28 protein-coding genes are annotated in these 26,462 nt (G+C 62.7%); 17 read left to right on the top strand and 11 right to left on the bottom strand.

Annotation, left to right across the window (positions count from 1 at the left end; translation table 11 throughout):
• Positions 1-238: hypothetical protein (locus AC629_RS47830; RefSeq protein WP_143199519.1), on the bottom strand; the 238-nt coding region annotated here is incomplete at its 3' end.
• A gap of 230 nt (positions 239-468) precedes the next feature.
• On the bottom strand, positions 469-708 hold the full coding sequence (locus tag AC629_RS28685; protein WP_084808228.1) for a hypothetical protein: 240 nt from the start codon (positions 706-708) through the stop codon (positions 469-471).
• A gap of 400 nt (positions 709-1,108) precedes the next feature.
• Here AC629_RS28685 and AC629_RS28680 point away from each other — a divergent pair, with 400 nt between their 5' ends.
• The 3 genes from AC629_RS28680 (at position 1,109) to AC629_RS28670 (ending at position 6,061) form a co-directional block, all read left to right on the top strand.
• On the top strand, positions 1,109-2,281 hold the full coding sequence (locus AC629_RS28680; protein ID WP_084808225.1) for an efflux RND transporter periplasmic adaptor subunit: 1,173 nt from the start codon (positions 1,109-1,111) through the stop codon (positions 2,279-2,281).
• Positions 2,278-5,424 carry a multidrug efflux RND transporter permease subunit gene (locus AC629_RS28675; RefSeq protein ID WP_084808224.1) on the top strand — a complete coding sequence of 1,049 codons (3,147 nt, stop codon included), beginning with the start codon at positions 2,278-2,280 and terminating at the stop codon, positions 5,422-5,424. Before AC629_RS28680 ends, AC629_RS28675 begins: the two co-directional genes overlap by 4 nt.
• A 64-nt stretch (positions 5,425-5,488) precedes the next feature.
• Positions 5,489-6,061 carry an invasion associated locus B family protein gene (locus AC629_RS28670; protein ID WP_084808223.1) on the top strand — a complete coding sequence of 191 codons (573 nt, stop codon included), beginning with the start codon at positions 5,489-5,491 and terminating at the stop codon, positions 6,059-6,061.
• Positions 6,062-6,261: 200 nt separating this feature from the next.
• Here AC629_RS28670 and AC629_RS28665 read toward each other — a convergent pair whose 3' ends face one another.
• Positions 6,262-8,433, bottom strand: a complete 2,172-nt coding sequence (locus tag AC629_RS28665; RefSeq protein ID WP_245332028.1) for an arylsulfatase — start codon at positions 8,431-8,433, stop codon at positions 6,262-6,264.
• Positions 8,434-8,643: 210 nt separating this feature from the next.
• Between AC629_RS28665 and AC629_RS28660 the strand changes: the two genes are divergently transcribed.
• Positions 8,644-9,333, top strand: a complete 690-nt coding sequence (locus tag AC629_RS28660; RefSeq protein WP_143199517.1) for a TetR/AcrR family transcriptional regulator — start codon at positions 8,644-8,646, stop codon at positions 9,331-9,333.
• On the opposite strand, the gene AC629_RS28655 is transcribed toward AC629_RS28660, so the two are convergent.
• The 7 genes from AC629_RS28655 to AC629_RS28625 all read right to left on the bottom strand — a co-directional run bounded on the left by AC629_RS28655 (position 9,315) and on the right by AC629_RS28625 (position 16,196).
• Complete coding sequence (locus tag AC629_RS28655; RefSeq protein ID WP_084808222.1) at positions 9,315-10,034, bottom strand: ABC transporter ATP-binding protein; 720 nt, start codon at positions 10,032-10,034, stop codon at positions 9,315-9,317. The two genes, AC629_RS28660 and AC629_RS28655, sit on opposite strands and share 19 nt — an antisense overlap.
• Positions 10,031-10,798, bottom strand: a complete 768-nt coding sequence (locus tag AC629_RS28650; protein WP_084808221.1) for an ABC transporter ATP-binding protein — start codon at positions 10,796-10,798, stop codon at positions 10,031-10,033. The genes AC629_RS28655 and AC629_RS28650 overlap by 4 nt, the downstream gene beginning before the upstream one ends.
• Positions 10,788-11,759, bottom strand: coding sequence for a branched-chain amino acid ABC transporter permease (locus tag AC629_RS28645; protein ID WP_084808220.1), 972 nt, complete (start codon positions 11,757-11,759; stop codon positions 10,788-10,790). Before AC629_RS28645 ends, AC629_RS28650 begins: the two co-directional genes overlap by 11 nt.
• A 13-nt stretch (positions 11,760-11,772) precedes the next feature.
• The gene (locus tag AC629_RS28640) at positions 11,773-12,636 is read right to left on the bottom strand and encodes a branched-chain amino acid ABC transporter permease (RefSeq protein WP_084808226.1); all 864 of its coding nucleotides are present in this window, start codon (positions 12,634-12,636) and stop codon (positions 11,773-11,775) included.
• 67 nt (positions 12,637-12,703) lie between these two features.
• Positions 12,704-13,957: an ABC transporter substrate-binding protein gene (locus AC629_RS28635; RefSeq protein ID WP_084808219.1), complete on the bottom strand. Its 1,254-nt coding sequence runs from the start codon at positions 13,955-13,957 to the stop codon at positions 12,704-12,706.
• Positions 13,958-14,288: 331 nt separating this feature from the next.
• Positions 14,289-14,651 (bottom strand): DUF1428 domain-containing protein, encoded by a 363-nt coding sequence (locus AC629_RS28630; RefSeq protein ID WP_084808218.1) that lies wholly within the window; start codon positions 14,649-14,651, stop codon positions 14,289-14,291.
• Positions 14,652-14,963: 312 nt separating this feature from the next.
• Positions 14,964-16,196: a site-specific integrase gene (locus AC629_RS28625; protein WP_084808217.1), complete on the bottom strand. Its 1,233-nt coding sequence runs from the start codon at positions 16,194-16,196 to the stop codon at positions 14,964-14,966.
• 205 nt (positions 16,197-16,401) lie between these two features.
• On the opposite strand from AC629_RS28625, the gene AC629_RS28620 reads away from it, so the two are divergent.
• The 13 genes from AC629_RS28620 (at position 16,402) to AC629_RS28570 (ending at position 24,691) form a co-directional block, all read left to right on the top strand.
• A complete protein-coding gene (locus AC629_RS28620; RefSeq protein WP_168195604.1) occupies positions 16,402-16,692 on the top strand; it encodes a hypothetical protein in 291 nt (96 codons plus the stop codon).
• Positions 16,693-16,831: 139 nt separating this feature from the next.
• Entirely contained in the window at positions 16,832-17,068 is a 237-nt protein-coding gene (locus AC629_RS28615) for a hypothetical protein (protein ID WP_084808215.1), read from the top strand.
• A complete protein-coding gene (locus AC629_RS28610; protein ID WP_084808214.1) occupies positions 17,065-17,331 on the top strand; it encodes a hypothetical protein in 267 nt (88 codons plus the stop codon). The genes AC629_RS28615 and AC629_RS28610 overlap by 4 nt, the downstream gene beginning before the upstream one ends.
• 134 nt (positions 17,332-17,465) lie before the next feature.
• Entirely contained in the window at positions 17,466-18,308 is an 843-nt protein-coding gene (locus tag AC629_RS28605; RefSeq protein ID WP_143199515.1) for a hypothetical protein, read from the top strand.
• Positions 18,305-18,496 (top strand): hypothetical protein, encoded by a 192-nt coding sequence (locus AC629_RS28600; protein ID WP_143199514.1) that lies wholly within the window; start codon positions 18,305-18,307, stop codon positions 18,494-18,496. The genes AC629_RS28605 and AC629_RS28600 overlap by 4 nt, the downstream gene beginning before the upstream one ends.
• Positions 18,497-19,372: 876 nt before the next feature.
• Entirely contained in the window at positions 19,373-19,708 is a 336-nt protein-coding gene (locus AC629_RS28595; RefSeq protein ID WP_143199513.1) for a hypothetical protein, read from the top strand.
• Positions 19,705-21,609, top strand: a complete 1,905-nt coding sequence (locus AC629_RS28590; protein WP_084808210.1) for a terminase large subunit domain-containing protein — start codon at positions 19,705-19,707, stop codon at positions 21,607-21,609. The genes AC629_RS28595 and AC629_RS28590 overlap by 4 nt, the downstream gene beginning before the upstream one ends.
• A complete protein-coding gene (locus tag AC629_RS28585; RefSeq protein ID WP_084808209.1) occupies positions 21,606-22,052 on the top strand; it encodes a hypothetical protein in 447 nt (148 codons plus the stop codon). The genes AC629_RS28590 and AC629_RS28585 overlap by 4 nt, the downstream gene beginning before the upstream one ends.
• A gap of 3 nt (positions 22,053-22,055) precedes the next feature.
• Positions 22,056-23,540 (top strand): phage portal protein, encoded by a 1,485-nt coding sequence (locus AC629_RS28580; RefSeq protein ID WP_084808208.1) that lies wholly within the window; start codon positions 22,056-22,058, stop codon positions 23,538-23,540.
• Positions 23,540-23,719, top strand: coding sequence for a hypothetical protein (locus AC629_RS45715; protein ID WP_143199512.1), 180 nt, complete (start codon positions 23,540-23,542; stop codon positions 23,717-23,719). Before AC629_RS28580 ends, AC629_RS45715 begins: the two co-directional genes overlap by 1 nt.
• Positions 23,716-23,889 carry a hypothetical protein gene (locus AC629_RS47135; RefSeq protein ID WP_168195603.1) on the top strand — a complete coding sequence of 58 codons (174 nt, stop codon included), beginning with the start codon at positions 23,716-23,718 and terminating at the stop codon, positions 23,887-23,889. Before AC629_RS45715 ends, AC629_RS47135 begins: the two co-directional genes overlap by 4 nt.
• A gap of 61 nt (positions 23,890-23,950) precedes the next feature.
• Positions 23,951-24,382 (top strand): hypothetical protein, encoded by a 432-nt coding sequence (locus tag AC629_RS28575; protein WP_143199511.1) that lies wholly within the window; start codon positions 23,951-23,953, stop codon positions 24,380-24,382.
• Positions 24,383-24,400: 18 nt separating this feature from the next.
• The gene (locus AC629_RS28570) at positions 24,401-24,691 is read left to right on the top strand and encodes a hypothetical protein (RefSeq protein WP_084808206.1); all 291 of its coding nucleotides are present in this window, start codon (positions 24,401-24,403) and stop codon (positions 24,689-24,691) included.
• A gap of 376 nt (positions 24,692-25,067) precedes the next feature.
• On the opposite strand, the gene AC629_RS28565 is transcribed toward AC629_RS28570, so the two are convergent.
• Positions 25,068-26,039: an ABC transporter substrate-binding protein gene (locus tag AC629_RS28565; protein WP_084808205.1), complete on the bottom strand. Its 972-nt coding sequence runs from the start codon at positions 26,037-26,039 to the stop codon at positions 25,068-25,070.
• Positions 26,040-26,462: the final 423 nt, after the last annotated feature.

Below are 26,462 nucleotides of genomic sequence, written 5' to 3'. Positions count from 1 at the left end.
GGGCACGGACCTGCTCCGGCGAGGGCTTGGAGGCCACCGGGCGCGGACGCACGACCGGCGCATCAACCGTCACCGGCGGCAGGTTCGACTGCTGCGCCTCGGCGCTCGACACCGACGCCACCGCGATCAAGCTCGCAACAGCCGAGACCTTCTTGCCGGAAATACCCGCGGACTTTTCATCCATCGGAACGAACGTCGCGATCGAACGCAACGACTTCGGTGCAACCACCTGCCCCATCACTACAGCCCCAAATTTTCTTCCTGTTCGCTCATTCACTTCGATGAACGATTGGGCTGTTGGTATCGGCGGCAAAATAGTGGGTCAATGCGGGCAAGCCGCAAGAACCCTTGAATATGTCCAGATCAAAACGATTCTAAACTGTAGTTTGAAATCGTTCTAAGTGGAGATTGGAGTCGTTCTAAAACACGCGCGAAGAATACCGCTAAATCAGCGTTGCGCGCGCAACATCAGTCGCTGCTCGGCGGCTTCATCAGCGAGAACAATTCATCGACGGTTTTCTGCGCGACGGCACGCACGCGATCGGTGCTCTCCATGCCCGCGATGTTGACTCCATTCACGACGGCTTTGATCTCGTCACGAAAGTCAGTGAGGAAGCGCAAGGGATCGCGCTGCTCGTTGGCGACGCGCGCGATAAGTCCCGTGATCAGAATCTGACACGCGATCAGCTTGCCGTTCAGTTCGTCCATCCTGCGCTCCATGTGTGGCGGCGCCGATATGGACGATGCCGATTTTCCTGACAACCGAAACGCCGCCCGGGCGATTTAGAACCGTTCTCGCGAGCGCTAATTCCGCAGCTCTTCGCAACGCGTTCAGCGAGCCTTGCGGCAAGATCCGATCACCCCGCCCACACCGGCTGCGAGCACTGTGCAAACTTTGCACGCGGATCGTTCACGCCGGGAAAATGCGGCATTGCACACCATCGTGCTACACGGCTGTCCAAGCAGTGCAAAGCTTTCCAATTGTTTAGATTTCTCAACCTATCGTGCTGTTTACACTGGAACTTGGCGTGTATTATACAAGCGCGCTGGAACCCTATGATTGCCCCACAATTCATAGCTTTGGGCATACGAGCCGACACGAGACGATATGAAAAAGTCCCGGCCGATCCTCTGGATTCTGATCATCGCGGCCGTGGCCACCGCGGGTTACTACGGATGGCAGAAATTCGGCTCGCACGATGCCGGCAAAGCCCAGACCGCACAGAAGGGTCCGCCCCACGCGCCCGCTATTCCCGTGAGCGTTTCGCCGGTCCAGAAGGTCGATTTCCCGGTTTTTCTGACAGGCCTCGGCACGGTTCAGGGTTTCAACACCGTACAAGTCCGGACTCGGGTTGACGGCCAGATCGACAAGATCGCCTTCACCGAGGGCCAGATGGTCAAACAGGGTGATCTGCTGGTCGAGATCGACCCCCGACCGTTCCAGGCCGTGCTTGACCAGGCCAAGGCCAAGAAGCAGCAGGACGAGGCGAATCTCGCCAACGCCAATCTCGACCTTCAGCGCTACACCAAGCTCGGCGAATTCGCGACGCGGCAGCAAACCGACACCCAGCGCTCCACCGTCGCTCAGCTCACCGCCCAGATCGCCGCCGACGAAGCCGCGATCTCCAACGCGCAGACCCAGCTCGACTACACCCAGGTCAAGGCGCCGATCACCGGCGTCGCGGGCCTGCGCCAGGTTGACATCGGCAACATTGTCAACGCCGTGACGCAGACGGGCATCGTCACGATCACGCAGGTCGAGCCCATCGCGGTGATCTTCACCGCTCCCGAAGACCAGCTCCCCTATATCAGCGAAGGTCAGAAGGCCGGTGCGCTCAAGGTGATCGCCTTCACCACCGACGGCAAGAAGACGCTGGCCGAGGGCAAGCTCGCAGTCATCAACAACCAGGTCGATACGACCAGCGGGACTATTCGGCTCAAGGCGGTGTTCGACAACAAGGACCACGCGCTCTGGCCCGGCCAGTCGGTTTCGACACGCCTCCTGGTGCGGACGCTGAAGGACGCGACCGTGGTTCCGGATGACGCAGTCCAGCATTCGACCAACGGGCTCTACGCTTATACCGTCAATCAGGACAACAAGGCCGAAGTGCACAAGATCAAGGTCAGCTACGCCATCGACGGACGTTCGGTCGTCGACGAAGGGCTGAGCCCCGGTCAGCAGGTGATCACCGGCGGTCAATTCAAGGTGCAGCCCGGAAGCCTCGTCTCGACGGCGGTGGCAAGTTCCAATCCAAGCCAGAACAAGGTACGACAGGAATGATCGGGGGCGGGATTTCGGCACCTTTCATCCGTTATCCCATCGGCACCTCGCTGCTGATGGCCGGCATTCTCTTTGTCGGTCTCGTGGCCTATCCGCTGCTGCCGGTCGCGCCGCTGCCACAGGTGGACTTCCCGACCATCCAGATCACGGCCAACCTGCCGGGCGGCAGCCCGGAGACGATGGCCTCGTCGGTGGCGCAGCCGCTGGAGCGCCAGTTCGCCCAGATACCCGGCATCGCCCAGATGACCTCGACGAGCTATCTGGGCACCGCGTCGATCACCATCCAGTTCGACCTCAACCGCAGCATCGACGGCGCCGCCAACGACGTGCAGGGCGCCATCAACGCCGCTAGCGGCCAACTGCCGAAGAACCTGCCCTCGCCGCCGACCTACCGCAAGGTCAATCCGGCCGACGCACCGATCCTGCTGTTGTCGGCGACCTCCGATACGCTGCCTTTGACCAGCGTCAGCGATGCGGTCGACGCCCAGCTCGCCCAGCAGATCAGCCAGCTCTCGGGCGTCGCGCAGGTCTTCATCGGCGGCCAACAGAAGCCGTCCATCCGCGTACAGATCGACCCGGCGAAACTCGTCGCCAAGGGGCTGTCGCTGGAGGATGTGCGCAGCCAGATCGCGATCACCACGGTCGACAGCCCCAAGGGCAATATCGACGGCGAAAAGCGTGCCTACACGATCTACGCCAATGACCAGCTCACCCAGTCCAAGGACTGGAATGACGTCATCATCGCCTATCGCAACGGCGGCCCCTTGCGAATCCGCGACATCGGCCAGGCCGTCAGCGGCCCCGAGGACGCCAAGCAGGCGGCCTGGGCCAACGGCAAGCGCGGCGTGTTCCTGGTGGTGTTCAAGCAGCCGGGCGCCAACGTCATCGAGACCGTCGACCGGATCAAGGCGACCTTGCCCCGGCTGGTGGCGGCGATCCCGCCCGCGATCAAGATCGAGGTGATCAGCGACCGCACCACGACCATCCGCGCCGCGGTCGAAGACGTCCAGTTCACGCTGCTCCTGACCATCGCCCTCGTGGTCATGGTCATCTTCCTCTTCCTGCGCAGTTTTTGGGCGACAGTCATTCCCACCGTCACGGTTCCGCTGGCGCTATTGGGCGCGTGCGCGCTGATGTGGGTGTTCGGCTATTCGCTCGACAATCTGTCGCTGATGGCACTCACCATCGCGGTCGGATTCGTCGTCGACGACGCCATCGTGATGCTCGAGAACATCACGCGTTACATCGAGGAAGGCGAATCTCCCCTCGCCGCCGCCTTCAAGGGCTCCAAGGAAATCGGCTTCACCATCGTGTCGATCAGTGTCTCGCTGGTCGCCGTGCTGATTCCGCTGCTGCTGATGGGCGGCATCATCGGGCGCCTGTTCCGCGAATTCGCCGTCGTGCTGGCGATGACGATCTTCGTCTCGATGTTCGTGTCGCTGACGCTGACGCCGATGATGGCCTCGCGCTTCCTGCGCGCCCATGGCGAGGTGACCCACGGCAAGTTCTACCAGTGGAGCGAGCGCGCCTTCGACGGGATGCTGCGCGGCTACGAATATATTCTCGACCACGCCCTGGCCTGGCGGCGCACCACGCTCGCGATCTTCTTCGCCACGCTGGGCCTGTCGATCTACCTGTTCGTTCTGATCCCGAAGGGCTTCTTCCCGCAGCAGGACGTCGGCCTGATCACCGCGACGTCCGAAGCCTCCCAGGACATCTCGTTCGCCGAGATGCAGCGGCGTCAGGTCGAGCTCGGCAAGATCGTGATGGACGATCCTGACGTCGCCACGATCGCGATGAACATCGGCGGCAGCGGCCGCGCCGGCAACAACGGCAACATGTTCATCACCCTTAAACCGCGTAACGATCGCAAGGCATCGGCGCAGGAGATCATTGCCCGGTTGCGTCCCAAACTAGAGAAGGTTTCCGGTGCCCGCCTCTACATGCAGGCGGCCCAGGACGTCCGGCTCGGCGGCCGGCCGACGCGCACGCAGTTCGAATTCACGCTGCAGGACGCCGATCTTGCCGAGCTCAACGACTGGGCGCCCAAGATCCTCGCCAAGATGCAGACGCTGCCGCAGCTGCGCGACGTCGCCACCGACCAGCAGACGCAGGGCACCACGGTCCAGCTCAAGATCAACCGCGACACCGCATCGCGCTACGGCATCCAGCCGCAGCTGATCGACGACACGCTGTATGACGCCTTCGGGCAGCGGCAGGTCACGCAGTATTTCACCCAGCTCAACACCTACAAGGTGATCCTCGAAATCCTGCCGGAGATGCAGGGCAATCTCGACAGCCTGAACAAGCTCTATCTGAAATCACCGCTGACCGGCGACCAGGTGCCGCTGTCGACCTTTGCGACCTGGACCACCGATCCGGTCCGCCCGCTTTCGATCAGCCACCAGGGTCAATTTCCGGCGATCACGATCAGCTTCAACCTCGCGCAAGGCGTCGCGCTCGGCCAGGCGACGGAGGCTGTGCAGAAGGCGATGGCCGATCTCGGTGCGCCGCCGACGCTGAACTCGAGCTTCCAGGGCACCGCGCAGGCCTTCCAGCAGTCGCTCGGCACCGTGCCGCTGCTGATCCTCGCAGCCCTCGTCGTGGTCTATCTGATCCTCGGCATTCTCTACGAGAGCTACATCCATCCGATCACGATTCTGTCGACCCTACCCTCGGCCGGCGTGGGCGCGCTTCTGATCCTGATGGCGGCCGGTTTCGACTTCAGCCTGATCGCGCTGATCGGCATCATCCTCCTGATCGGAATCGTGAAGAAGAACGGCATCATGATGGTCGACTTCGCCATCGCGGCCGAGCGTGACGAGCACAAGACGCCTGAAGAATCGATCCGCCAGGCCGCGTTGCTGCGCTTCCGCCCGATCATGATGACGACGATGGCCGCGCTGCTCGGCGGCGTGCCGCTGATGCTCGGCCACGGCACCGGCGCCGAGATCCGCCAACCGCTCGGCTACGCCATGGTCGGCGGCCTGATCGTCAGCCAGGCGCTGACGCTGTTCACCACGCCTGTCGTCTATCTCTATCTCGACAAGCTCAACAACTGGTTCTCGGGCTGGGGCCGTTCGGGTGACGGCGAAGGCCACGAGGCGCCCGAGCACGGCACAGTCAAGGAAGCCGCCGAGTAGTCTTGCGCCGCGGCTCCCGCGACGCTACAGCGACGCCCTCGGTTCACGCCAACGCGGTTTCGTCATGCTCATGCAATCCAGACTTGTCGTCCTCGCCGCTGCTCTCCTGTTGTCCACCGGCGCCGCACATGCCCAGCAGGGCGCCAAGAAGCACGCCGCTCCCCCTGCCCTGGCCGCGCAGCCCACACCTGCCCCGACGCACCAACAGGCAGAAGGCGCTCCGGCACAGCAGCCCGGCTGGATCGCGCGCTGCAGCAGCGTGAGCCGCGACGCACCGCTCGAATGCGCGATGGAGCAGAACGCGGTGCTGACCAAGACCGGTCAGACCGTCGTCCTGATCAACATCCGCATTGCGCCCGACACCCGCACGCCGGTGGCGTTGCTGCAATTGCCGCTCGGCCTCAACATTCCCATCGGCGCCAAGCTGCAGGTCGACGAGGGCAAGACAGTAGACCTCCAGATCCAGACCTGTGAGAATCGCGGCTGCTATGCCTCGACGCCGATCGCGCCGGATCTGCTTGCGGCACTGAAGTCGGGCAAGCAGTTGAAGGTCTCCTTCCAGAACATGGCCAAGGAGACGATCGCAATCCCGATGCCGCTCAACGATTTCGCGGCGGCCTACGACAAGATCAAGTAGCGGGTCTCTCTCGCCTGCTGGCGCAGAGCTACCGCCTTTGCAAGAGAATGCGGCTGGAGGAGTGGTTGCGGCCATCCTTCGAGACGACCGCTTCCGCGGGCTCCTCGGGATGAGGTTCTGCTGTGCGGCGAGATCTTAGACCCTCATGGTGAGGAGCCCGCGAACGCGGGCGTCTCGAACCATGAAGGCCAAGGACTCTCCTACTGCCGCGCCATCTGCGCGTTGCCGACGGCATCGCCGTCGAGCCTTTGATCGTCGTGCATGGTGACGGTAACGCGCAGCAGCCGTCCCCTAAACTCGAACGGCGCCTCGTAATGCGAGACGGGGCTGCCGCGATCGCGGCCGATATCGAGGCCGGACCACGAGATCAGCGTGTGGAAGCCAAGCTGGGTCTGGAGCGAACCCACAGGCTCGCCGTCGATCAGCAGCGTGTACTCGGACACGCCGGTGCGTGCCCCCTTCGCCGGCGCCTCCTTGCGCACGAGACGCTCGACGTGAACACCGAGCCGCCGGGCGCCTGATGGCACCTTGCGGTCGGAGCGCACGATCTGGTGGCTGCCGCCGATGTTGAGGTCGTGCACCAGATGGCCGTCGCTGAGGTAGAGGCTGTAGCCCGACGTCGCATCGCCGTGCGAGATCAGCACAACGTTTGCGCTCGTCTCGTCGATCTCGACATGCGCCTCGATCGTGTAGCTGCGGCTGCGCACATCCGGCGCAACGTCGGTCGGCACGTGCCCCATGCCGGCGTGAAAGACGAAATGATGGCGCGCACCGTGGAAGCGCGCGGCGTTCTCGGCAAAGCGCGGCCCGAAGCGATCGTCGAGCGGCAGCACGTTGTGCTTCTCGGCTTCCGCCCACCACATCGCCACCATCTGGTGGAGACGCTCCGGCTCCTTTGCCGCGAGGTCGTTGGTTTCGGAGAAGTCCTCGTCGAGGCGAAACAACTCCCATTTGTCGTTCTCGAACGGCGTCCCAGGCGGATGGAAGGCGACCGCCTTCCATCCGCCATGCCAGAGACCGCGATGGCCGAACATCTCGAAATACTGCGACGAGCTTTTTGAGGGCGCCGACGCATCCATGATCGAGCGCGCAAAGCTCTCGCCCTCCAGCGGCATCTGCGGGCAGCCCGCTATCTGGCTGGGCGACTCGATGCCGATCAGCTCCAGGAGCGTCGGCGTGAGATCACAGGCGTGCACGAACTGGTGCCGCAGCTCGCCCCTGCCCGCGATCTTCTTCGGCCAGTTAATGACGAAGGGGTCGCGGATGCCGCCGCCATGGGTGTTCTGCTTGTAGCGGCGCAGCGGCGTGTTCGAGGCCATCGCCCAGCCATGAGGGAAATTGCTGTGAGTATCGGGCCCGCCGATATCGTCGATACGGGCGAGCTTCTCGGCGATCGGCGCCGGCTTGAAGTTGAACGGTCCCATCGCATTGACGAAGCCCAGCGGCCCGCCCTCCTGGCTCGCGCCGTTGTCGGACATCACGATGATCACCGTGTTGTCGCGGATGCCGGCCGTCTCCAGGAATGAGATGAGGCGCGCCAGCTGGCGATCGGAGTGGTCGAGCATGCCGGCGAATGCCGCCTGCAGGCGCGTGAAGACACGGCGCTCGTCGGCCGAATGCTCCTCCCAGGCCTTCACGCCGTCGTTGCGCGCCGGCATCCGCGTGTCCTGCGGCACCAGCCCCATCGCCTTCTGGCGCGCCAGACGCTGCTCGCGCTCGATGTCCCAACCGTGCGCAAATTCGGCGTCGTAGCTCCTGATGATATCGGCCGGGGCCTGATGCGGCGCATGGCACGCGCCCAGCGCGACCCAGGTGAGCCAGGGAACATCAGGACGATCGGCGAGGTGATCGCCGATGAAGCGGATCGACTGGTCGATCAGGTCTTCGGTCAGATGATAGCCATCAGCATAAGTGCCCGACGGATCGATATGCGTGTTGTCGGAGACGAGCTCGGGGGCATACTGGTCGGTCTCGGCATCGAGGAAGCCGTAGAAGCGATCGAAACCACGCCCGAGCGGCCAGCCGTCGAACGGGCCGGTCGCACCACTCTCGGTCAGCGGCGTGACGTGCCATTTGCCGACCATGTAGTTGCGATAGCCGTGGGAGCGCAGTATCTCGGCGAGCGTCCCCGCCTCGCGTGCGATCTTGCCGCGGTAGCCGGGATAACCGGAATCGAAGTTGGCGAGGCATCCCACACCGACGGAATGATGGTTGCGCCCGGTGAGCAGCGCCGCCCGCGTCGTCGAGCACATCGCCGTGGTGTGGAAGCCGGAATAGCGCAGGCCTTCGGCGGCAAGCCGGTCGATGGTCGGCGTTTTGATCATCGAGCCATAGCAGCCGAAATCGGAGAAGCCGACGTCGTCGAACAGCACGACCAGGATGTTCGGCGCGCCCTCGGGCGGCTTTATTGCTTCCGGCCACCAGGCTTTGACTCTGCAATCGTCTTGCCGACGGTGCCGCGGAACGGCGTGCCGCTGCCTGCGCTCATCTGCTCCTCCCTGATCGAGACGGGCCAGCGACGTTGACGCCCGGCTTGTCTCACCCTAAATTATAATCCGAATTATGATTATGATATTGGGCGGATGCAAGCGCAGATGCGGCCACGTTCAGAGCAGCCGGAGCTCCGTGATTTCGATCTGCCGGGCGTCGCCCCGTCGCGCCAGAAGCGCAGCCGGGAGACGACGCTGGCGCTGCTGCGCGCCGGTGCCGACATGCTGCGCACCCGGAGCCTTGCCGAACTCTCGATCGAGACGCTCTGCGCTGAAGTCGGGGCCACCGTCGGCGCCTTCTACAGCCGCTTCGAGAGCAAGGAGGCCTATTTCAACGCGCTGATGGCGCTCGCCGCGCGCGATGGCGAGCAGCGCCTTACGGCGATGGGAAGCACCGCGTCGAACAATGCTAGCCTCGACAAGCTCTGTCAGATCATCGTGAACGGCGTCATCGCCTGGATGCGCAATCACGACGGCGTGCTGCGCGCCGCGCTTCAGCACGACGACACCCGTCCGGACAAATGGACGCCGTTTAAGGCCCTCGCCCGCGCCACCACCGAGCGCGCCACCCCTCTCCTGCTCCCGGCCATGGGCAAGGGCCGCAAAGCGGCAAAGTCGCGTACCATCGCCTTCGGCTTCCAGGTCGTGCTGGGCACGCTGGTGAACGCGATCCTCAACGATCCCGGGCCATTGTCGCTCCGGGCAAAGGAGATGGAGATGCGGCTCGCCGGCTGCCTGTTACTGCTGCTTCAGGCGGAGGTCGGTCAACCCACCCCGAGATAGGCCTTCTGCACCTGCGGGTTCTCTGCGAGCGCTGCCGCCGCGCCGGAGAGCACGCTCTTGCCGACCTGGAGCACAGTGGCGAAATCCGACACCTCCAGCGCGAGCTCGATCGACTGCTCGGCGAGCAGGATGGTCAGACCCTCGCGATGGAGGCGGCCAAACGTCTCATACATGGATTCGACCACGGCCGGTGCGAGGCCGAGCGATGGCTCATCCAGCATCAGCAGTTTCGGATCGCTCATCAGGGCGCGGCCGACCGCGAGCATCTGCCGCTCGCCGCCGGACATGGTGCCGGCGCGCTGGTTGCGGCGCTCCTTCAGCCGTGGAAAGATCTCGTAGACGCGCTCGAGCAGCGTGGTCTGGCGCGACCTGTCGTGCAGCGGCGTCGCGCCGAGCATCAGATTGTTCTCGACGCTCTGCTGCACGAACAGCCGCCAGCCCTCCGGCGACAGCGCCAGCCCCTTGCGTACGATCGCAAAGGCCTTCTGGCCCACGATGTCCTCGCCGCGGAAATTGATCGATCCGGAATGCACGGGAATGAGGCCGGCGATCGCATTCAGCGTCGTGGTCTTGCCACCGCCATTGGAGCCGAGCAGCGCGACGACGCTGCCCTCCGGCACCTCCAGCGATACGTCCGAGACGCCAATGAGGTCGCCGTAGCGCACCTCGAGGTGTTCGATCCTGAGCAGCGCCCCGCTCATAGGTCCGGCCCGCCCATCAGCTCGACCGGTGTGTGGCCGGCCACCGCCTTCGCGGCACGGGTGCCGAGATAGGCGGCGATCACGGCCGGGTTTGAAGTGACCTCGCGCGGCGAACCGCGGGCGATCTCCTTGCCCTGGTGGAACACCATCACGCGGCTGGCGAGCGACATGATTACTTCCATGATGTGCTCGACGATGACGAGCGTGATGCCGGAGCGATGAATGTCGCGCACGAGATCGATGGCGAGCTTCACCTCGTTGGCGTTGAGGCCCGCCATGGCCTCGTCGAGCAGCAGCACCTTTGGCTCGGTCGCCAGCGCCCGCGCAATCTCCAGCCGCTTGCGGCCGGGGGTGCCAAGCGAGCGCGCCGGTGCATCCGCAAGCCGGCTCATGCCGACGCGCTCCAGCACCGCACGCGCCCTGGTCTCGGCCTCGGTGCGATGCGAGGTGCGCAGGAAAGCGCCGATCATGACGTTCTCGAGCACCGTCATGCCCTCAAAGGTCTGCGGCACCTGGAAGGTGCGGGCGAGTCCAAGCCCGGCGCGCTGCTCCGGCGTGAAGTCGGTGATATCGCTCCCCTCGAACAGCACGCAGCCCGAGGTGGTCTTGAGGTCGCCGGTGAGGCAATTGAAGAAGGTGGACTTGCCCGCGCCGTTCGGCCCGATCAGGCCGAGAATGTCACCCTGCTCCAGCGTCACGGACGCATCGTCGACCGCCTTGAAGCTGCCGAACGCCTTTGTGATCCCGCGCGCCTCAAGGAGCATGGCCCGCTCCCGTGTCAGATTTTGGCTTGCTTCGCCGCGTGAACAAGCTGAGCAGGCCGCCCGGCTGGAAGCGCGCGATCACCACGATGATCGCGCCATAGACCACGAAGGTGAGCCCGGCGCCCTTGCCGCCGAGCCAGCTGTTGGAAATCTCCTCCAGCGGCACGAGGATCGCTGCTCCCACCAGCGGCCCGAACAGCAGCCCTGCCCCGCCCAGCGCTGCCATGATCAGGATTTTCACCGAGATCAGGATGCCGAGGCCGGACTCGGGATCGACGAAACCGAACATCATCGCATACAGCGCGCCGGCAATGCTGGTCAGCGCCGCGCTCAGCATGAAAGCGCAGAGCTTGGTACGGCTGGCAGGCGCGCCGAGCGAGCGCGCGGCGCGCTCGGAATCCCTGATCGCGCGCAGGTAAAATCCCATCCGGCTGTTGGTCATCCACCAGGTGATGAACAGCGTGATCGCGAGGATGACGAGGAAGAGATAGTAGTACGGCAGCGACGACAGGAACGAGAGATCGAAGATGTTGCGCGGCACGGTCGGCCCGGAAAGGCCGACGGCCGCGCCGAGCCATTCGGTGTTGGTGACGATCAGCCGCATGGTCTCGGCCACCGCGATCGTCGCCATGCTGAAGTAATGGCCCGACAGCCGCAGCGTCGGCACGCCGATGATCGCGGCAAGCCCGACCGCGAGCACGATCCCGCCGGGAATGCCGAACAGCGGCGACAGGCCGAATTTTGCGTAGGAGCCCATCGCGGCATAGGCGCCGCAGCCGAAGAACACGACATGGCCGACCGAAACCTGGCCGGCATAGCCGCCGACGATGTTCCACGCGGATGCCGCGATCGCATAGAGCAGCACCAGCGCACCCAGGCGCTGCTGGAACGGTGAGGACAGCAGCAGCGGATAGGCAATCGCGGCCGCTGCGATGACCGAAAGCCAGATCAGGCGCCGCATCACATCTTCCCCATCAGGACTTCCCCATCAGGCCTTGCGGCCGGAACCAGAGGAAGAACAGGAACAGGAGATAGACGACGATGTCCTTGTAGATCGCGCCGATCAGATAGCCCGAGAGCGACTCGATGACGCCGATCAACAGGCCCGCGACGAGCGCCCCGGGCACGCTGCCGAAGCCGCCGAGCGACACCGTGACGAAGGCGACGATGCCGAGAGTCTCGCCGACCGTCGGCACGATGTAGAAGAAGTTCGCAATCAGCGCGCCGGCAAGGCCGGTGGCACCGGCAGCAATCGCCCAGGCGATCGCCTGCATGGTGTCGGGGCGGATGCCCATGAGCTGGGCGGCCGTCGCATCCTCCGCCACCGCCAGCATCTTCGAGCCGAGCGAGGTGCGCGTCAGGAGAAGATGCAGTCCGAATGTCACCAGCAGCGCGACGACGCCGGCAAGAAGCCGCGAGGCCTCGATGCGCAGGCCGGCAAATGCATACGTGCCGCCGACGATGTTTGGCGGCATCGACAGGAAGTTGGCGCCGAACCACCAGAACACGGAATAGCGTAGCAGCAGCGCGAGCCCGAAGGTGCCGAGGATCTGCGCCAGCATCGGGCCCTTCATGATGCCGCGGATCAGGGCGAAATAGACGACGACGCCGACGGTCGCGAGCACCAGCGTCGCGAGCGGGGCGCCGAGGATCGGCCCTCCCCCCATCAGGGTGTACACGACATAGGCGACGTACATGCCAAGCATGACGAAATCGCCATGCGCGAAATTGACGATGTTCATCATGCCCCACACCAGCGTGAGGCCCGACGAAAACAAGGCGTAGACTGCACCAAGCAGAAGCCCGCCGACGATCGCCTGCACGAGTACAAAGGACATGAGCTGCGTTGCTCTGATCAAATCATTGCAAAAAAGGCGGGGCATGTGGCCCCGCCTTCAAACAATCTCACCAGCCGTTGTAGGGCAGCACCGGCGCCTTCTCGGCGTTGGCCTTTGGCCACACCGCGACATAGTTCTCGCCATCCTGAAGCTGGATGATGGCGCCGGACGCCAGGATGTTCTGGCCCTTGTCATCGAACTTCACACCCTTGTAGCCAATCATGAGCTGATCGGGCTTCAGGTCCGTCGCCTTCAACGCGGCCTGGATCTTTGCCGGGTCGGTCGAGCCGGCGCGGTCGATAGCCTCGGCCAGCACGAAGAAGCCCTGCATCTGCCGCGCGACCGTGTCATCCATGTCCTCGCCGCTCTTCTTCTTGTACATGCCGGCGATGATGGCGGACGGCGAGCCCGACGGGCCCACGACCCAGGACGAGCGATTGAAGACGCCTTGCGAAATCTTGCCGACCGCCTTGGTGAAGGACGGATCGGAGTAGCCGGCGTCGTCGGCCAGCAGCACGGCCGGCTTGTAGTCGAGCGACTGCATGGTCTTGGCGAACAGGATCGCGTCCGACGTGTAGCTGATCATGATGACGACGTCGGGCTTCTTGTCCTTGAGCTGGAGCACCTGGCCCTGCACGTCGGTCGCATTGACGGGATAGGCGACGTCGAGCGCGATCGGCTGGCCCTTCTCCTTGAAGGCACCGGCGATCGTGTTGGCGACCGAGGTGCCGTATTCGGTGTTGTCATGGACCAGCGCGACGCTGTCGGTCTTGGCGCCCTGCGCCTTGATGTCGGCGAGGAAGTCGACATAGATCTTGGCGAAATCGGTCGCGATCGGCGTGGTGCGGAAGAACCATTTGAAGCCGCGCTCGGTGAGATTGGCGGCGACCGACTCGGAATTCAGATAGGGCACGCCGTATTTCTCGGCGATCGCGCTCGAGGTCAGGGTGATGCCGGACTGATAGGCGCCGAACACGGCCGCTACCTTCTCTTCCGTGATCAGGCGCAGCGCCTGGTTCTGGCCGGTTGCGGGGTTGCCCTGATTATCGGCGATGACCACCTCGACCTTGGCACCGCCGAGGCCAGCAAGGCCGGCGTTCTTGGCCAACGGGAAATTGCCGAGCTCGGGATGAGCGTTGTTGATGATGTCGGTGGCGACGTCGAGGGCCGCCTTGGCATGAGCCCCGATCGAGGCGGTGCCCCCGGACATCGGCATGATCACGCCGATCTTGACGACCTTGTCCTGCGCCTGCGCGCCCGAGCCGAGCGCAAACGACATCGCGGCCGCGCAAAGCAGCCCGGTGACGTGCTTCAAATTCATGAAATCCGACCTCCCAAAGGGTTTCCCCGACCAAGGTTTTTTGGAAGCTGTGGCGGGCGCCCGCTTCCGTTTGGTTATGCCTGGCGGACGAGAGGATGGCATGCCAGCCCAATACCGGCAAGGTGAGACGGATTGCCACGATGCTGCATAAACAAGCAGCGAACACGCCGGCGTTCTATCTTGCGTCGTTCATTCCGCAATAAGGCGGGCAAGGCAGAGACTCGCAGCCTGCGTGGAGCTGGAGAGAGATGCGGAACGGCGCGGACCCGGATTTCGCTTGCGCTCCATCCGGCCAACAAGCTGCGCCATTTACTGCCGACAGTCGCCGCGGTCACCCGGTCACGTCGCTCGCCCTCAGCAGCGTAGTGAAGCCGCCGTAGATCATGCGCTTGCCGTCGAAGGGCATGTCGGCGCCCTCGAACCGCGCATCTGCCATCACCTTCTTGTTGACGGCATCGCGAGTCTCCCGGTCGCGGTACACGATCCAGGAGAACACCACGACCTCATCCTCCTTCGCCATCACTGCACGCGGAAACGACGTCAGCTCGCCATAGGGAACGTCGTCACCGATGCATTCGACATAGTCGAGCGCGCCGTGCTCCATCCACACAGCACAGGCCGTTCGTGCCAGCGCCTTGTAGGCCTCGATCTTGTCCTTCGGCACCGCCAGCACGAAACCATCGACATAGGGCATCACGGATCTCCTTGGGTTCTGTGTCCCAAGGACGATCCGGCGCGTGGCGATCCGACCCGCGTTGGCGTTTTTCAGATGAGGCAAACCGTCGCGAAGAATGGCACGTCAAACCACGGCGCCGTGCTGTTCGGATGGCGATGGCGGCAATCTTGTCCGGGGAAAACGCCCGGGCGACCTGGGAAGAGCGCCTTAGAACTGGCTGGGGAACCTGGATTCGAACCAAGACAAACAGAGTCAGAGGCAGTTTGTCGATTTCACTTAACTGTTTGTTTCTATGCAGATTTATCTCGTATTAGTGCTTGCATGTCGCGTTTATGTCGCATTCCCGAACAGCCGGCTTTCAGCATCGGCGAGTTTGGCACTGTCATCCCCGCGCGGGAACAGATGGCTGTAGGTGTCCAGGGTGAGCTGAATCGTGGCGTGACCGAGCCGTTCCTGGAGCACCTTGGCGGACAGCCCTAAGCCGCCGTCCTCCCGGGAGTTGATGCACCAGCTCGCGTAGAAGTGCCGCAACGCATGCAAGCCGGTGTACTTGGCCTGCATCACCGGCTTGCCTTCATCGTCGCGGACAAGCTTGCCGTTCTCGTCCCGGACCTGGACCGAGACACCGGCAGCGATCTGCAACGGGCACCATGCCCGGTTGATGATGTTGGCGTGCCACATCGGCGCCGTCCCGTCGTCAGAGGGAAAGACGAGATCGAGATCGCCCTTTGGGCAGGCGAGCTTCCAGGCCTTCAAGGAAGCGACAACGTTAGGAGGCATGGGGATGATACGGTGTCCCGACTCCGACTTCGGCGCTCCGGCCTCCTGGTACGCATCAACACGCTGGGTAACGCTGATCTCGCCCTTCTTCAGGTTCACGTCTTGCCAGCGGAGACCGCGAAGCTCGCTGGCGCGCAGGCCGGTGAAGATGGCGACAAGGAAAAATGACCGCCATTTGCCGTCCGCCGGCATGGCCGCGATGATCAGCGCGATTTCGGCGGGCGATGGGATGTCGACGCCCACCCGGAGCTTGCCCTTCTGGCGGCCCTCGGCGCGCTTCTCCTTGCCCTTCCGGCGGCTACGGCCAAGCTCGCGCACCACATTGCGCGCAACGTGGCCCCGCTCCTGCGCGTCGGCAAGGATGCTGCCAAGAGAGACGCGGACCTTTCGGATCAATCCCTTCGATCGACCTTCCGCGGCGAGCTTGTCCTCGAGCGCGCGCACATCGGCCACCGCTAGATCGGCGAGCTTATCGTTACCGACGAAGGGCGAGATGTGGAGATCGAGGTGCTGCCGATAGCCGTCGATCGTGGTCCGCTCCAGACCGGCGGTCTCGCTCGCCGAGATCCAGTTCTCGCCGGCTTGCGAGACCGTGAGACTCTTGTTCCTTGGTGTGTGAGTGCCGTCCCTCACCTCGCCACGCATCTCGGTCTCGAAAGTCTCGGCCTCCTTCTTCTTGTTGAAGGTCCGGAGGTGGCGCTTGCCCTTCGAGGTGTAGTCCACAACCCAGGCCTGCCGGTCCTCACCGCTTGCAGTCTTCCACTCCCGCTTGCGTATTGACATGGGGACCCCCCTTCAAGGAACCATGTCGCATCATGTTGCAAAAAAGTCCGTTGGTCAACACGCGTAACCAGATTGTGTTTATCTATGCCAAACATTCCCAATCTATGATTGCCGCCAAGATTCGTAGCGCTGGAACTTTCAAATGGATAAGCAGCCTGGATGCTGGGCGGGTTTTCTACGCGCGCGCCAGAGCATCGAACTCGGGTTGGAAGGCGACACCAGTCTCCTGGATCGCCGCCTCAGTGCCGGCCACGCCACGGTCGAGGAACAAAAGCTGGCGGCGGATCTCCTGATGGGCCGCATCAAGCCGCGGAAAAAGCGGATGGATGAGTTGCTGGCGGAGGACCGGCGGCAGCTCGTCGCCGAATACGTCCTGAAGGGCGAGCGCGAAAATCCCGGTACGAAGCGCGAGGCGCTGATAGCAAGGGCCATGGAACACTTTGATGTCCCCCGCAGTGAGGTGCAGACGAGCTTGAAGAATTACAGGCGCAAATAGCAGCCCCGCGTTCTGTCCAAGCAAACTCATAACTTGCTTGGACTCGGTTATTGTGGCCTCGGCACTATTTGTGTGTAGTTTTCATATCCGGCGATCAGCCGGAGCGTCTTCCAATCTCCGGAACAGCACGGAGATAAGGATGACAACCATCAAATTGCGCAACAAGATTTACGACCTCGATGAACCGTTGCGGGGAGCGAAGGCCATCGCCGAGGTGCGCGGAACCTCCGAGCGCGAGGTTTTTCATGCGATCAATTGCGGCAGGTTGGAGCACCGCAAGGATGGCGGCTCGATTATCAGCACGCCGCGCGAGGCGCTGACGCCACTGCTCGGAGAGGCCGGTGTCGCGAGGCTGATCGTTCGGGAGGTCGCATGACCAAGGCCCCCGATCGCCTCCACGACCTCCGCGAGCGCATCGCCGAGTTGAAGGTCGAGGAAGCCGAGCTTCGCGCCGGCCTGATCTCCGGTGCGTTGCCGCTCGACGGCGACGACTTCACGGTCGAGATTGAGACCAGGATCAACGAGCGACTCGACCTCGCCGCGATGCGCGCCGCCATACCGGAGTCGATCTGGTCGCCGTTCTTGCTTTCGTCGTCGTGCATCTACGTCAAGACGCGCAAGCGCGCTGGCGATGGCTGACCGTAATCACCACCTAAGGAATTGCGCGTTCGCAGCGCGCATTACAGGGCCAGTATTCGCAGCACCGGCTCAATCTAAGGAGACCAGACCCATGACCACCATGATCCTCAGACTACCCGATAGGAAACAGGACGATGCCGCCAAAACGGAAAGGCGGCAGACTTCAAAAAAATGAAGCCGCCGCCAAATCACTAAGCATATCGAGGCGCCGCCAAGCAACCTCTACTCCCCTAGATAAAGCGCATCATAACGGCACGCAAGAGCCCGCCGACGACAAAGGCAAATTGATCGCCCGCGGCCGTCTCTCCGACGCGCGCAAATGGTTTGCTCATCGCGGATGGAGCATGCTGCCGCCGAGCGCGTATGGCACTCTGCGGTGGGGCGCCGACCATGCCTGGCTGGCAGATCCCGTCAATCCGATACGTTCCGTCCGCCGGTGGTGTCGGCGCTGGGCGCCATGGCTGACTGGCGCCGAGCTCGATCAGCTCGTCGACGAGACCAAGACATCCAACAAACGCTGGTCGCACGACGATAGCGCCGTGACGCTTGGCATTACCGTGCGCGACCGCCAAACCCTCTCCCTGTGGTTCGTCGGTGCCAGCGACGATCGGAACTACGAGATGCGGCTCGGCATCGCGAAGGCGAAGGCCGCGGCCCGCGCTCGCAAGAGCCGCGCCAAGAACAGCAGCGGTCGCCCGCCGGGCCGGCCGAGGCTGGAAATCCCTGCATGGAAGGCCGCGGGATACAACAGCAAGCGGACCTATCAGCGGCACAAGGCGCTCGGGACCTTGGCGCAGAATGGCACCGAAAATGCGTCACGCTCCTTAAGTAAGAATAGGAAGCGTGACGGAATAAAAGTGCCACCACTGATGCAGCCGAGCGTCGACCTCGCCGGCATCGACTTCGAGCGCTTCGGCATCCTCAAGATCTCGGTGATGAAAGGCCGTAACGTGGTGTCGACGTGGAGTCGCCCATGACCAAGTGGCTCCAGACCGTCGACGGCGCCGTGAACAGCGACTTCGTCATCCGTCTCCAGCGGGACGCCGACGGCACCGTCCTGCATTTGTCGAACGGCGATGTCGTCAGGTCGTCGACGATGTTCCAGGTCGTCGACGGCGAGCTGGTCGAGACCCCGCCGATCGATGACGACGATTGCCCGTTCTAGAACCGGGACACCGAGCACGGCCACGAGGCCGCGCGCAGCGAGGTCCCGGCCCGGATCTATCGAGACACGGCCGGGACAACGTGCTCGCTTGGTGCTGCGCGCGTCGTCCCGGATCATCAGCGGTTTTCACGTCTGGGAGAGGCCATTTCTGTGAAACCCGTCGCCTGCTACAATCTATGGGTGCCAAGAGGAAACTGGAGGCTCCCCATGCGTGTAGTACTTGCTGCGGCCTTTGGAGTAGCGACGATAATCACTTCGTCTTCCGCTTCAGCTCAAGGGAAGTGCGCTTTGCCAACCGGAAGCTACAGCGGCTCATGCGACAAGTGCGCGGTCATGGACCATGATTGCCGCAACGACAGCGTGATCAGCAATGGCATAACTTGCAAGGACAAGTACGACAATTGCGGCAACGGATATTTGTGTTGCACCGGGTGCGAGACCGGGAGCGGTATCCTTGGTGGTCACGACAAAAGCGCCCTTACTTGCACTGCCATTTGGTCATGTTCCGCTCACAAGTTCTGGAATGACCACGGAACATTGAAATGCGGATGAATTGTCTCAGCCACAAGCACGCGAACCCGAGGATATTTTCCGACCGCCAGTCTGTTTTATGCCCCCTCCCCCGGTAAACCGCGCATCAGCGTCGCGGCTTGATTAGCACGAGGACGACGCCAACGGCTGGCCGAGGCGATCCGCGATCTCAAGGGGGATTTTTCAACGGATTCCGTTGGCAGGGGATGGTTTTTCAATAGCCGCAATTTTGAGTGCTATACGCGACATGCGCGTGACATGAAGCCATAACGCACGGAATATATTGTAGAATATTACAGAATATCGGATATTAAATCCGTTTGTCGTGCGATTCTGATGCGCGACATGAGCGGAATTTGTGCCAACCCATCTACTGGCCGGGCGAGACGTCGCGAGCTGGCCGCAGAGGCCGAGGCCGAGCGGCGCGAGATCGAGGCCGGCCTTCTCCGGGATCTCGGACGGCCGGCGACGGCCACCGACCTGATCGCGATCGAGACCATCTCGGCGACGGCGGTACGGGCGAGACGTCTCCGCGCCGATGGCCGCAATGATGAAGCCGAACGGAAGCTGGTTGCCCAGCTCATGCGGGCGAGCGGACTGAAGCCGGAGCCGGCAGCACCCGCGGCGAAGCCCGACAAGATCGCGGCGCTTCGCGAGAAGTACGGTGGAGCGGCGACATGACCCGCGCACCGACCATCAAGGCCACGATTATTGATGCCTGCCATGACCCGGAAATCTGGGGGCCATGGTTCAAGGATGTCGAGTCGTGGCAGGCATGGTTCGCCTTCCTTGCCGTGCTGTTCGGCCTGCCGCTGGCGCCAGACCAGCTTGTGACATTCCAGAAGCACACCGGCCGCATGATGCCGGCCGCTGGCGGCTACCGCGACTGCACGCTGATCATCGGGAGGCGCGGTGGAAAATCGCTGATCCTGGCCCTGATCGCGGCTTTCCTCGCCGTGTTTATCGACTGGTCGCCGCATCTCACCGGCGGTGAAGCAGGGACGATCATCATTGTTGCGGCCGACAAGAAACAGGCATCGGTCGTGCTCGGCTATCTTCGCGAGATGCTGGCCGTGTTCGACGGTCTGGTGACACGCGACACTGCCGAGTTGCTGGAGCTGGCGAACGGCATCAACATTGAGGTGCTGACCCCGAATTTCAAAACGATACGCGGCCGCACCGTGATCGCGGCGCTGGCGGATGAGTTGGCGTTCTGGACCGTCGACGAGGCCGGCGCTTCGCCCGACGTCGAGGTGATCGCAGCGTTGCGACCATCGATGGCGACGATCCCCGGCGCCATCATGATCAAGGCGTCATCGCCCTATGCTCGCAAGGGCGTCTTACATGACGATTTCGTGGCCCACTACGGCAAGGACAGTCCGACTCTGGTTTGGAAGGCGTCGACGCAGGAGATGAATCCGGCAGTGTCCGCCGACTTCGTCGCCGCGGAATATGCGCGCGATGCGGTGCGGGCCTCGGCCGAGTACGGCGGAGCCTTCCGGACGGACGTCACAGGCTTTATCAGCCGCGAGTTGCTGATGCAGGCTGTCGACCAAGGGGTGACGACACGGCCGCGCATTCCGAACGTCGAATATGCGATGTTCGCCGATGCCAGCAGCGGCATCGCGTCGAGCGGCGACGGTGACCGCTACGCCGCTGGCGTCGGCCACGTCGAGAACGGCGGCGTCATCATCGATCATGTTGCTTGCTGGTTTCCGCCATTCAATGCAAGTGCCGTCACAGCCGAGGTTGCGGCAATCGCAAAGGCCTATGGTTGCAACGAGGTCGTCACCGACGGATTCAGCAGCGGCTTCGTTCGCGCCGAGCTGGCGAGACATGGCATCGGTCATCGTATCTCGGAGCTGGACAAGTCTGGCTGTTATCTTGCAACCCTGCCGCTGCTGACCAGCGGCACCATCCGGTTACTGGATCTATCGGAGGTGATCGCCGAGTTCGCCGCGCTGGAGCGCAGGCCGGGCACAAGCGGCCGCGACCGTGTTGATGCTCGCGGTCATGAGGACCGTGCGAACGTCGTCGCAGGTGTCGCCGCATTGCTCGCGGTCGCGGCGCCTATCCCCTTCGCCGGCGTGTTGGAGCACTACAGGCGCCAAAGCGAGGCCATCACCCAGACCGTGCCGCCGACGCTGCAGCAGCAGTTCAGCGGCGAGGCGATCATGCAGGGATGGCAGCGCCGCGCGTCCGATGGCTTCGTGCGCGTCGTCATCCCGTTCGCGACCTCGCATCTGTATGTCCGCGGCTGCAGCTACATGACGCAGCTAGATGGCGATCAGGTCGTTGCCTGGATGACACCATCAGACGCGCTCGATGCGCTGGCCTCGCCGGTCAGCCCGTTCCGCGAGGCCAATCTGCCGCTTCTAGAGAAGCTACAGGAGCGCGCGAAGATCGAGAGGTATCAACCCGGCGACAACCTCGTCGGCATCAGGGCGTCGGACATCATCAACGCCGCCGCTGATCAGCGCGAGGCGGAGTCGCGCATGCCACAGACTGGCGCCGAGTGGTTGGCGTGGCGCAACAGCTCGGCGATGGAAACGCTACGCGCGATCGGGAGGGCCCCGCGATGAACATCGCCACGATGATCGCCGGTCGGGAAGGAAACTGCATCATGCTATACACAACGCCTGAGGCGATCGCCCGCAAGCGCGCGGCTGCTGAGAAGCAGTGGCGCGACGATGAGGCCGCAATCCCGCGCCGGTACGCGCTGGCGAAGGCGATGCTCACCGAGCGTGACGATCTCACCGCGCGCCATGGGCGTCGCCTCGGTGCCGTGCTGGCGAAACACGCCGGCAGCACCATCGCCAAGGCCGATCCGCTCGACAAGATCGCGGCTCAGCGCATCGTCGAGGAAATGCGCGCCGAGTACGGCATAGCAACCCCAGCGCTAGCAAAGATCGTGGAGATGGTGGCGTCGATGAAGGCGCAACGCGCGTATTGGGACGCGCTCGCCGAGATCGACCGCATCGAGAAGCGATCTCTCTACTGGCGTTATTCGGCGGTGGGGTACTAGGTCATGACCGACGACGTCAAAAAGACAATTGTCGACACGCCGCGCGGGCGCGGTCTCGATCTGTCGTCATCCCCGACGACAAGCACAGCGCCTGGGACCGGTGCCGATTGGTTCTCGCCGCTGCAGCCGATGCGGCCGGTGGCGCCTCCGGAGGTCGAGGGCCGCAGATTCGATTTCATTCCCGGTTACAATTTAACGACACAGCCGCGCTTTCAGGAGCCAGTCGACTTCAACGCGCTGCGAGCCTTCGCCGATGCCTATGACCCCTTGAGGCTGATCATCGAGCGCCGCAAGGATCAACTATGCCGTATGCCGTGGTCGATCCGCGCGAAACATGATGGTCCGGGCAAGCGTCCTAAAGTGTCGGCACTGCCAGCATCGGTGCGCAGTCGAATTGAGGACATCTCCACATTCCTGCGGAGACCGGATTACGATCAGCCGTTTCGGCCATGGCTACGGCAGCTTCTCGAAGATCTCCTCGTCATCGATGCTCCGACTCTCTTTTGCGAGCGCACCTTTGGCGGTCAGCTCGTCGGTCTCCAGCCGATGGATGGCGGCCTGATCAAGCGCGTGATCGACGAGAAAGGTCGTACCCCTCGGCCTCTGCCGTGGACAGGGGCGCCGTTTATGTGGAGTGGCACCGAGGTCAACCGTGACAACTTCACTTCTCTCGGATGGAAGGTCGAGGGCGGTCTTATCTGGCCACCGGCCTACCAGCAAATCCTGAAAGGTCTGCCCGCGGTCGACTACACAGCACGCGACATATACCAACGTCCGATGAATCCGCGGTCTCACAAGGTCTACGGCTTCTCCCCGGTCGAGCAGATTGTCGCAACGGTCAACACCGCAATGCGGCGGCAGTTCTCTCAGCTCGAATACTATCGTGAAGGCAACGTGCCGGCCGGATTATTCGCGTTGCCGGAGTCATGGACACCGGATCAGGTTCAGCGGCTGCAAGACTATTGGGATAACCTCTTTGCCGGCAACCTCGGCAAGCGCAACCAGATACGCTTCGTGCCGGGCGCCAAGGGCGCCTATACCCCCTTGCATGAGCCGCCGTTGAAATCAGAGTTCGACGAGTGGCTTTGCCGCGTCATCGCCTTCGCCTTCAGCTATCCCGCGACGGCCTTCATTCACCAAGTCAACCGCGCCACCGCCGAGCAGCACGAAGAGCAGGCTGAGAAGGAAGGTCTCCAGCCCCTCATGCAGTGGGCCGCAGATTTGTTCAACGAGATCGTAGAGCGCGAATTCAATTCCAACGACATCGAGTTTGCATGGGTTGAGGAAGATGACATCGACGCCGAGAAGCAAGCCTCGGTTCTGACCTCATACGTCGACAGCGGCGTGATGAGCGTCAACGAAGCCCGCGAGCGCATCGGAGAAGAGGCGAGCCTTGATCCCATGGCGTCGGTGTTGGCGGTGAAGACCGCCACCGGTCGCGTGCCGATCTCCGGCACCGCCAAGACCGACAACGAAAAGGTGACGTGATGCCAGCTCTTCTCACAGAGACAGACAGGCAAATCTACCGTCTGCGACTCGACATCGATCAGCATCTGCGATGGATGCGAATGCACGATGATGCTGGCGAATGGCAGGCCGTCGAGCGCCACCGCGCGAAGATCGCCGAGCTGAACGCAGAGCTTGATAGGTTGGAGGATTCGCAATGAACGCCTACGACCTCCGCAAGAAAGGCATGACGCTGCATGAGATCGCCGAATGTCTCGGCACCTCGCGCGTAGAGGTGCTGCGGGAGTTGTCAGATCCAGGCAAACCTTGGCGCTCCATCGTCGATTGTGCGTCCGGCAGAGCAAACGTCATCCCATCGAAGGAATACTGACATGCATGGTCCTGATCATCTCGATAAAATGTACCGGACTCGCAACGACGACGTCACCCCGTTGCGCAAGGCGAACATCGCCGCGGCCCAGGCCAAGAAGAGGACGCCGAGCGACTCCGATCTGCTCCGCAAGGGTCTCGCCGCCCAGATGCAGCGCGAGCCTCACAGTGTCGGCAACCCGGACCCGCGTTCGCGTACCGAATTCGGCTCCGTCGTCACGGTCGAGCACGGTGCTCTCTTAATCTCGATCGATGAGGGCAACGACGCATTATCGATCCATGGCGTCAACACCTTGCTATCCGATCTGCCGGCCGGTCTCCGACAGGCGGCGCTAGCGACGTCGGCGCACTTCAACGCCGCGTTCAGCGCGGAGGAGCAGCTTGCGCAAAAGGAAATCATATCCGTCATCGTCGCCGAGGTTCTTCGTCGCGATAAAAAGCTTTCCGAGCGCGTTCAGGCGCGCGTGGACGAGCTTCGGTACACCGCCGTCTAGACCGGGAAGGAAAAACCTATGGCGATGCACCGTCTCATCCCGCCCGCCACCGGCACCAAGATCACCGCCAACGGCCGCACCTACGATCCAACAGCCGGAGCGCAAGACGTGCCCGACTTTGATGCCAATGTGCTGCAGGCCAATGGATGGAGCTTCGTTGCGGTGTCGGGTCCGACCGCAACTCGTCACAGTGCAACCACCGGCGCCTATCCGCTGCATGCCGGCGTTAAATATTGGGACACCACCATTAGCCATCTCTTGACTTGGGACGGCAAGAACTGGCGCAACGAAGCCGGTGTGGTGGCGTGATGAAGAGATCGAGCGCGATTTTTTGGATGCTCCTTGGATCGCGCCCGGTTGCCGTGGACGTCGGACACGGCCTGGAGGCGGCGGAGGAGAGAACGCCGCCTCCATCTTCCAATCGCGCGCGACGTTCGTCCCCCGTCGCCGCGGCTCGTGGTCGGAGCCCGGATGTACGGCACACCGCGAGCAATGATTTAGGAGTGTAGAATGGACGCGTACAGGATTGGGATAATCGTTCGCGCTAGGCCGTGAACCCATCAACGCGCCGAGCTGACGGCTTGTCAGAGTCCGCTGTGCCTTCAATAGCCGACGTATTGTTGCTTAGCAGCGAACCGACGCGATGGGCCAGACTCGGACTCATGCGGTGCAGCAAACAACATCTCTATTTGATCACCTCGTCGGCGATCGTGATTAAGTAGTCAGGGACGACCACCCCAAGCGCCTTGGCAGTCTTGAGATTGATGAGAAGCTCGAATCTCGTGGGTTGTTCGACCGGAACGTCTGCGGGCTTGGCGCCTTTCAAGATCTTGTCAACGATCTCGGCAGCGCGGCTGAACGCCTCCTCCCGGTTTGGACCGACCGCAATCAACCCTCCGTCCGGAACGTACTCCTTCAACCCGTACAAGGCGGGGATCCGATTGGTCAGCGTGAAATCGATGATTTGCCGGCGGTGCATGTAGAGGAAGTTATCGGGGACTACGTAAAGCACGTCGGGCTGGTCCCGCAGGATCGCGGTGAGCGTGCCCGCGACGTCGCCCGACATCACCTCATGGTACTTTGTCTCGGCGATCCCCAGGAGTGAGGCGGCACCCACAACACTGGTCAGCATGGAAGCGTTGCCTGGATTTTGCTCATTGCCAAGCACCACCACCCTGGCCGCCATTGGGAGCATTTCCTTCATATACTGTAACCCCTTGACGCCGATCTCTGACATTTGCATCGACATGCCGGTGATATTTCCCCCTGGGTGAGCAAGACTTCGGACGAAGCCGTAGGCTACAGGATCTCCTACGCCGACAATGACAATAGGAATCCGCGTGGTCCGCTCCTTCACCGCGCGTGTCGCCGGCGAGGTGACCGCAACGATCAGGTCAACGTCTTGCGCCACGAGGTCATCGGCCAGCGGTTCAAAGCTGCCGCCCTGCGCCCACCGATAAATCATTGTGAGGTTGGAACCCTCGATGTAACCGAGCTTGCGCAGGGATCGGCGGAATATCTCGTCGACTTGGCGCCGAGATTCCGCGAGGTAACCAATCCGCCATAGCTTGCCGACCTGCTGCGCGTGGCCCGCGAGCGGCCATGCGGCCGCGCTGCCGATGAGCGTGATGAATTTCCGCCGTCTGATGTCGAACATGGGGCTTCCTCCCCTTCGGGTAGGCGCCACCAAAAAATCACCCCACGGCCAGCGGCCGCCGGTCTACGGCATGTTCAGCATGCCACCAACAGGCTGTCAGGTCCTTGGGCTAGACCTTAATTGTTCTGAATCGAGGTAGGGCGGCGGCCGCCCCCCGCTGTAATTCGTCTAAGCGATAGCACGATCCGCGATGCGGCGGGAGCCTGTGCACTGCAGGATTTCGATCCGGTCAATGTCTCTTGTGGGTCACTTTCGACCGACGCTACAGGTTTTGCGTGCCGTTCGATGTCTGCTCTTCCCCGAAACCGACCAGCTTATTGCGTGGCAACGAAATGGCGCGAAGGGCATGTGGCTGCCGCGCGGCCCAACGCGCCGAGGAATGTCCGTCTGCCGATGTGGACTATCATCGGGACCTCATTGGAG

It is taken from the genome of Bradyrhizobium sp. NAS80.1, from assembly GCF_001908205.1.
In the GTDB taxonomy this organism is placed as follows: domain Bacteria; phylum Pseudomonadota; class Alphaproteobacteria; order Rhizobiales; family Xanthobacteraceae; genus Bradyrhizobium.
The sequence above is the reverse complement of the archived record's forward strand: the minus strand, read 5'-3'. Positions and strand labels throughout refer to the sequence as shown.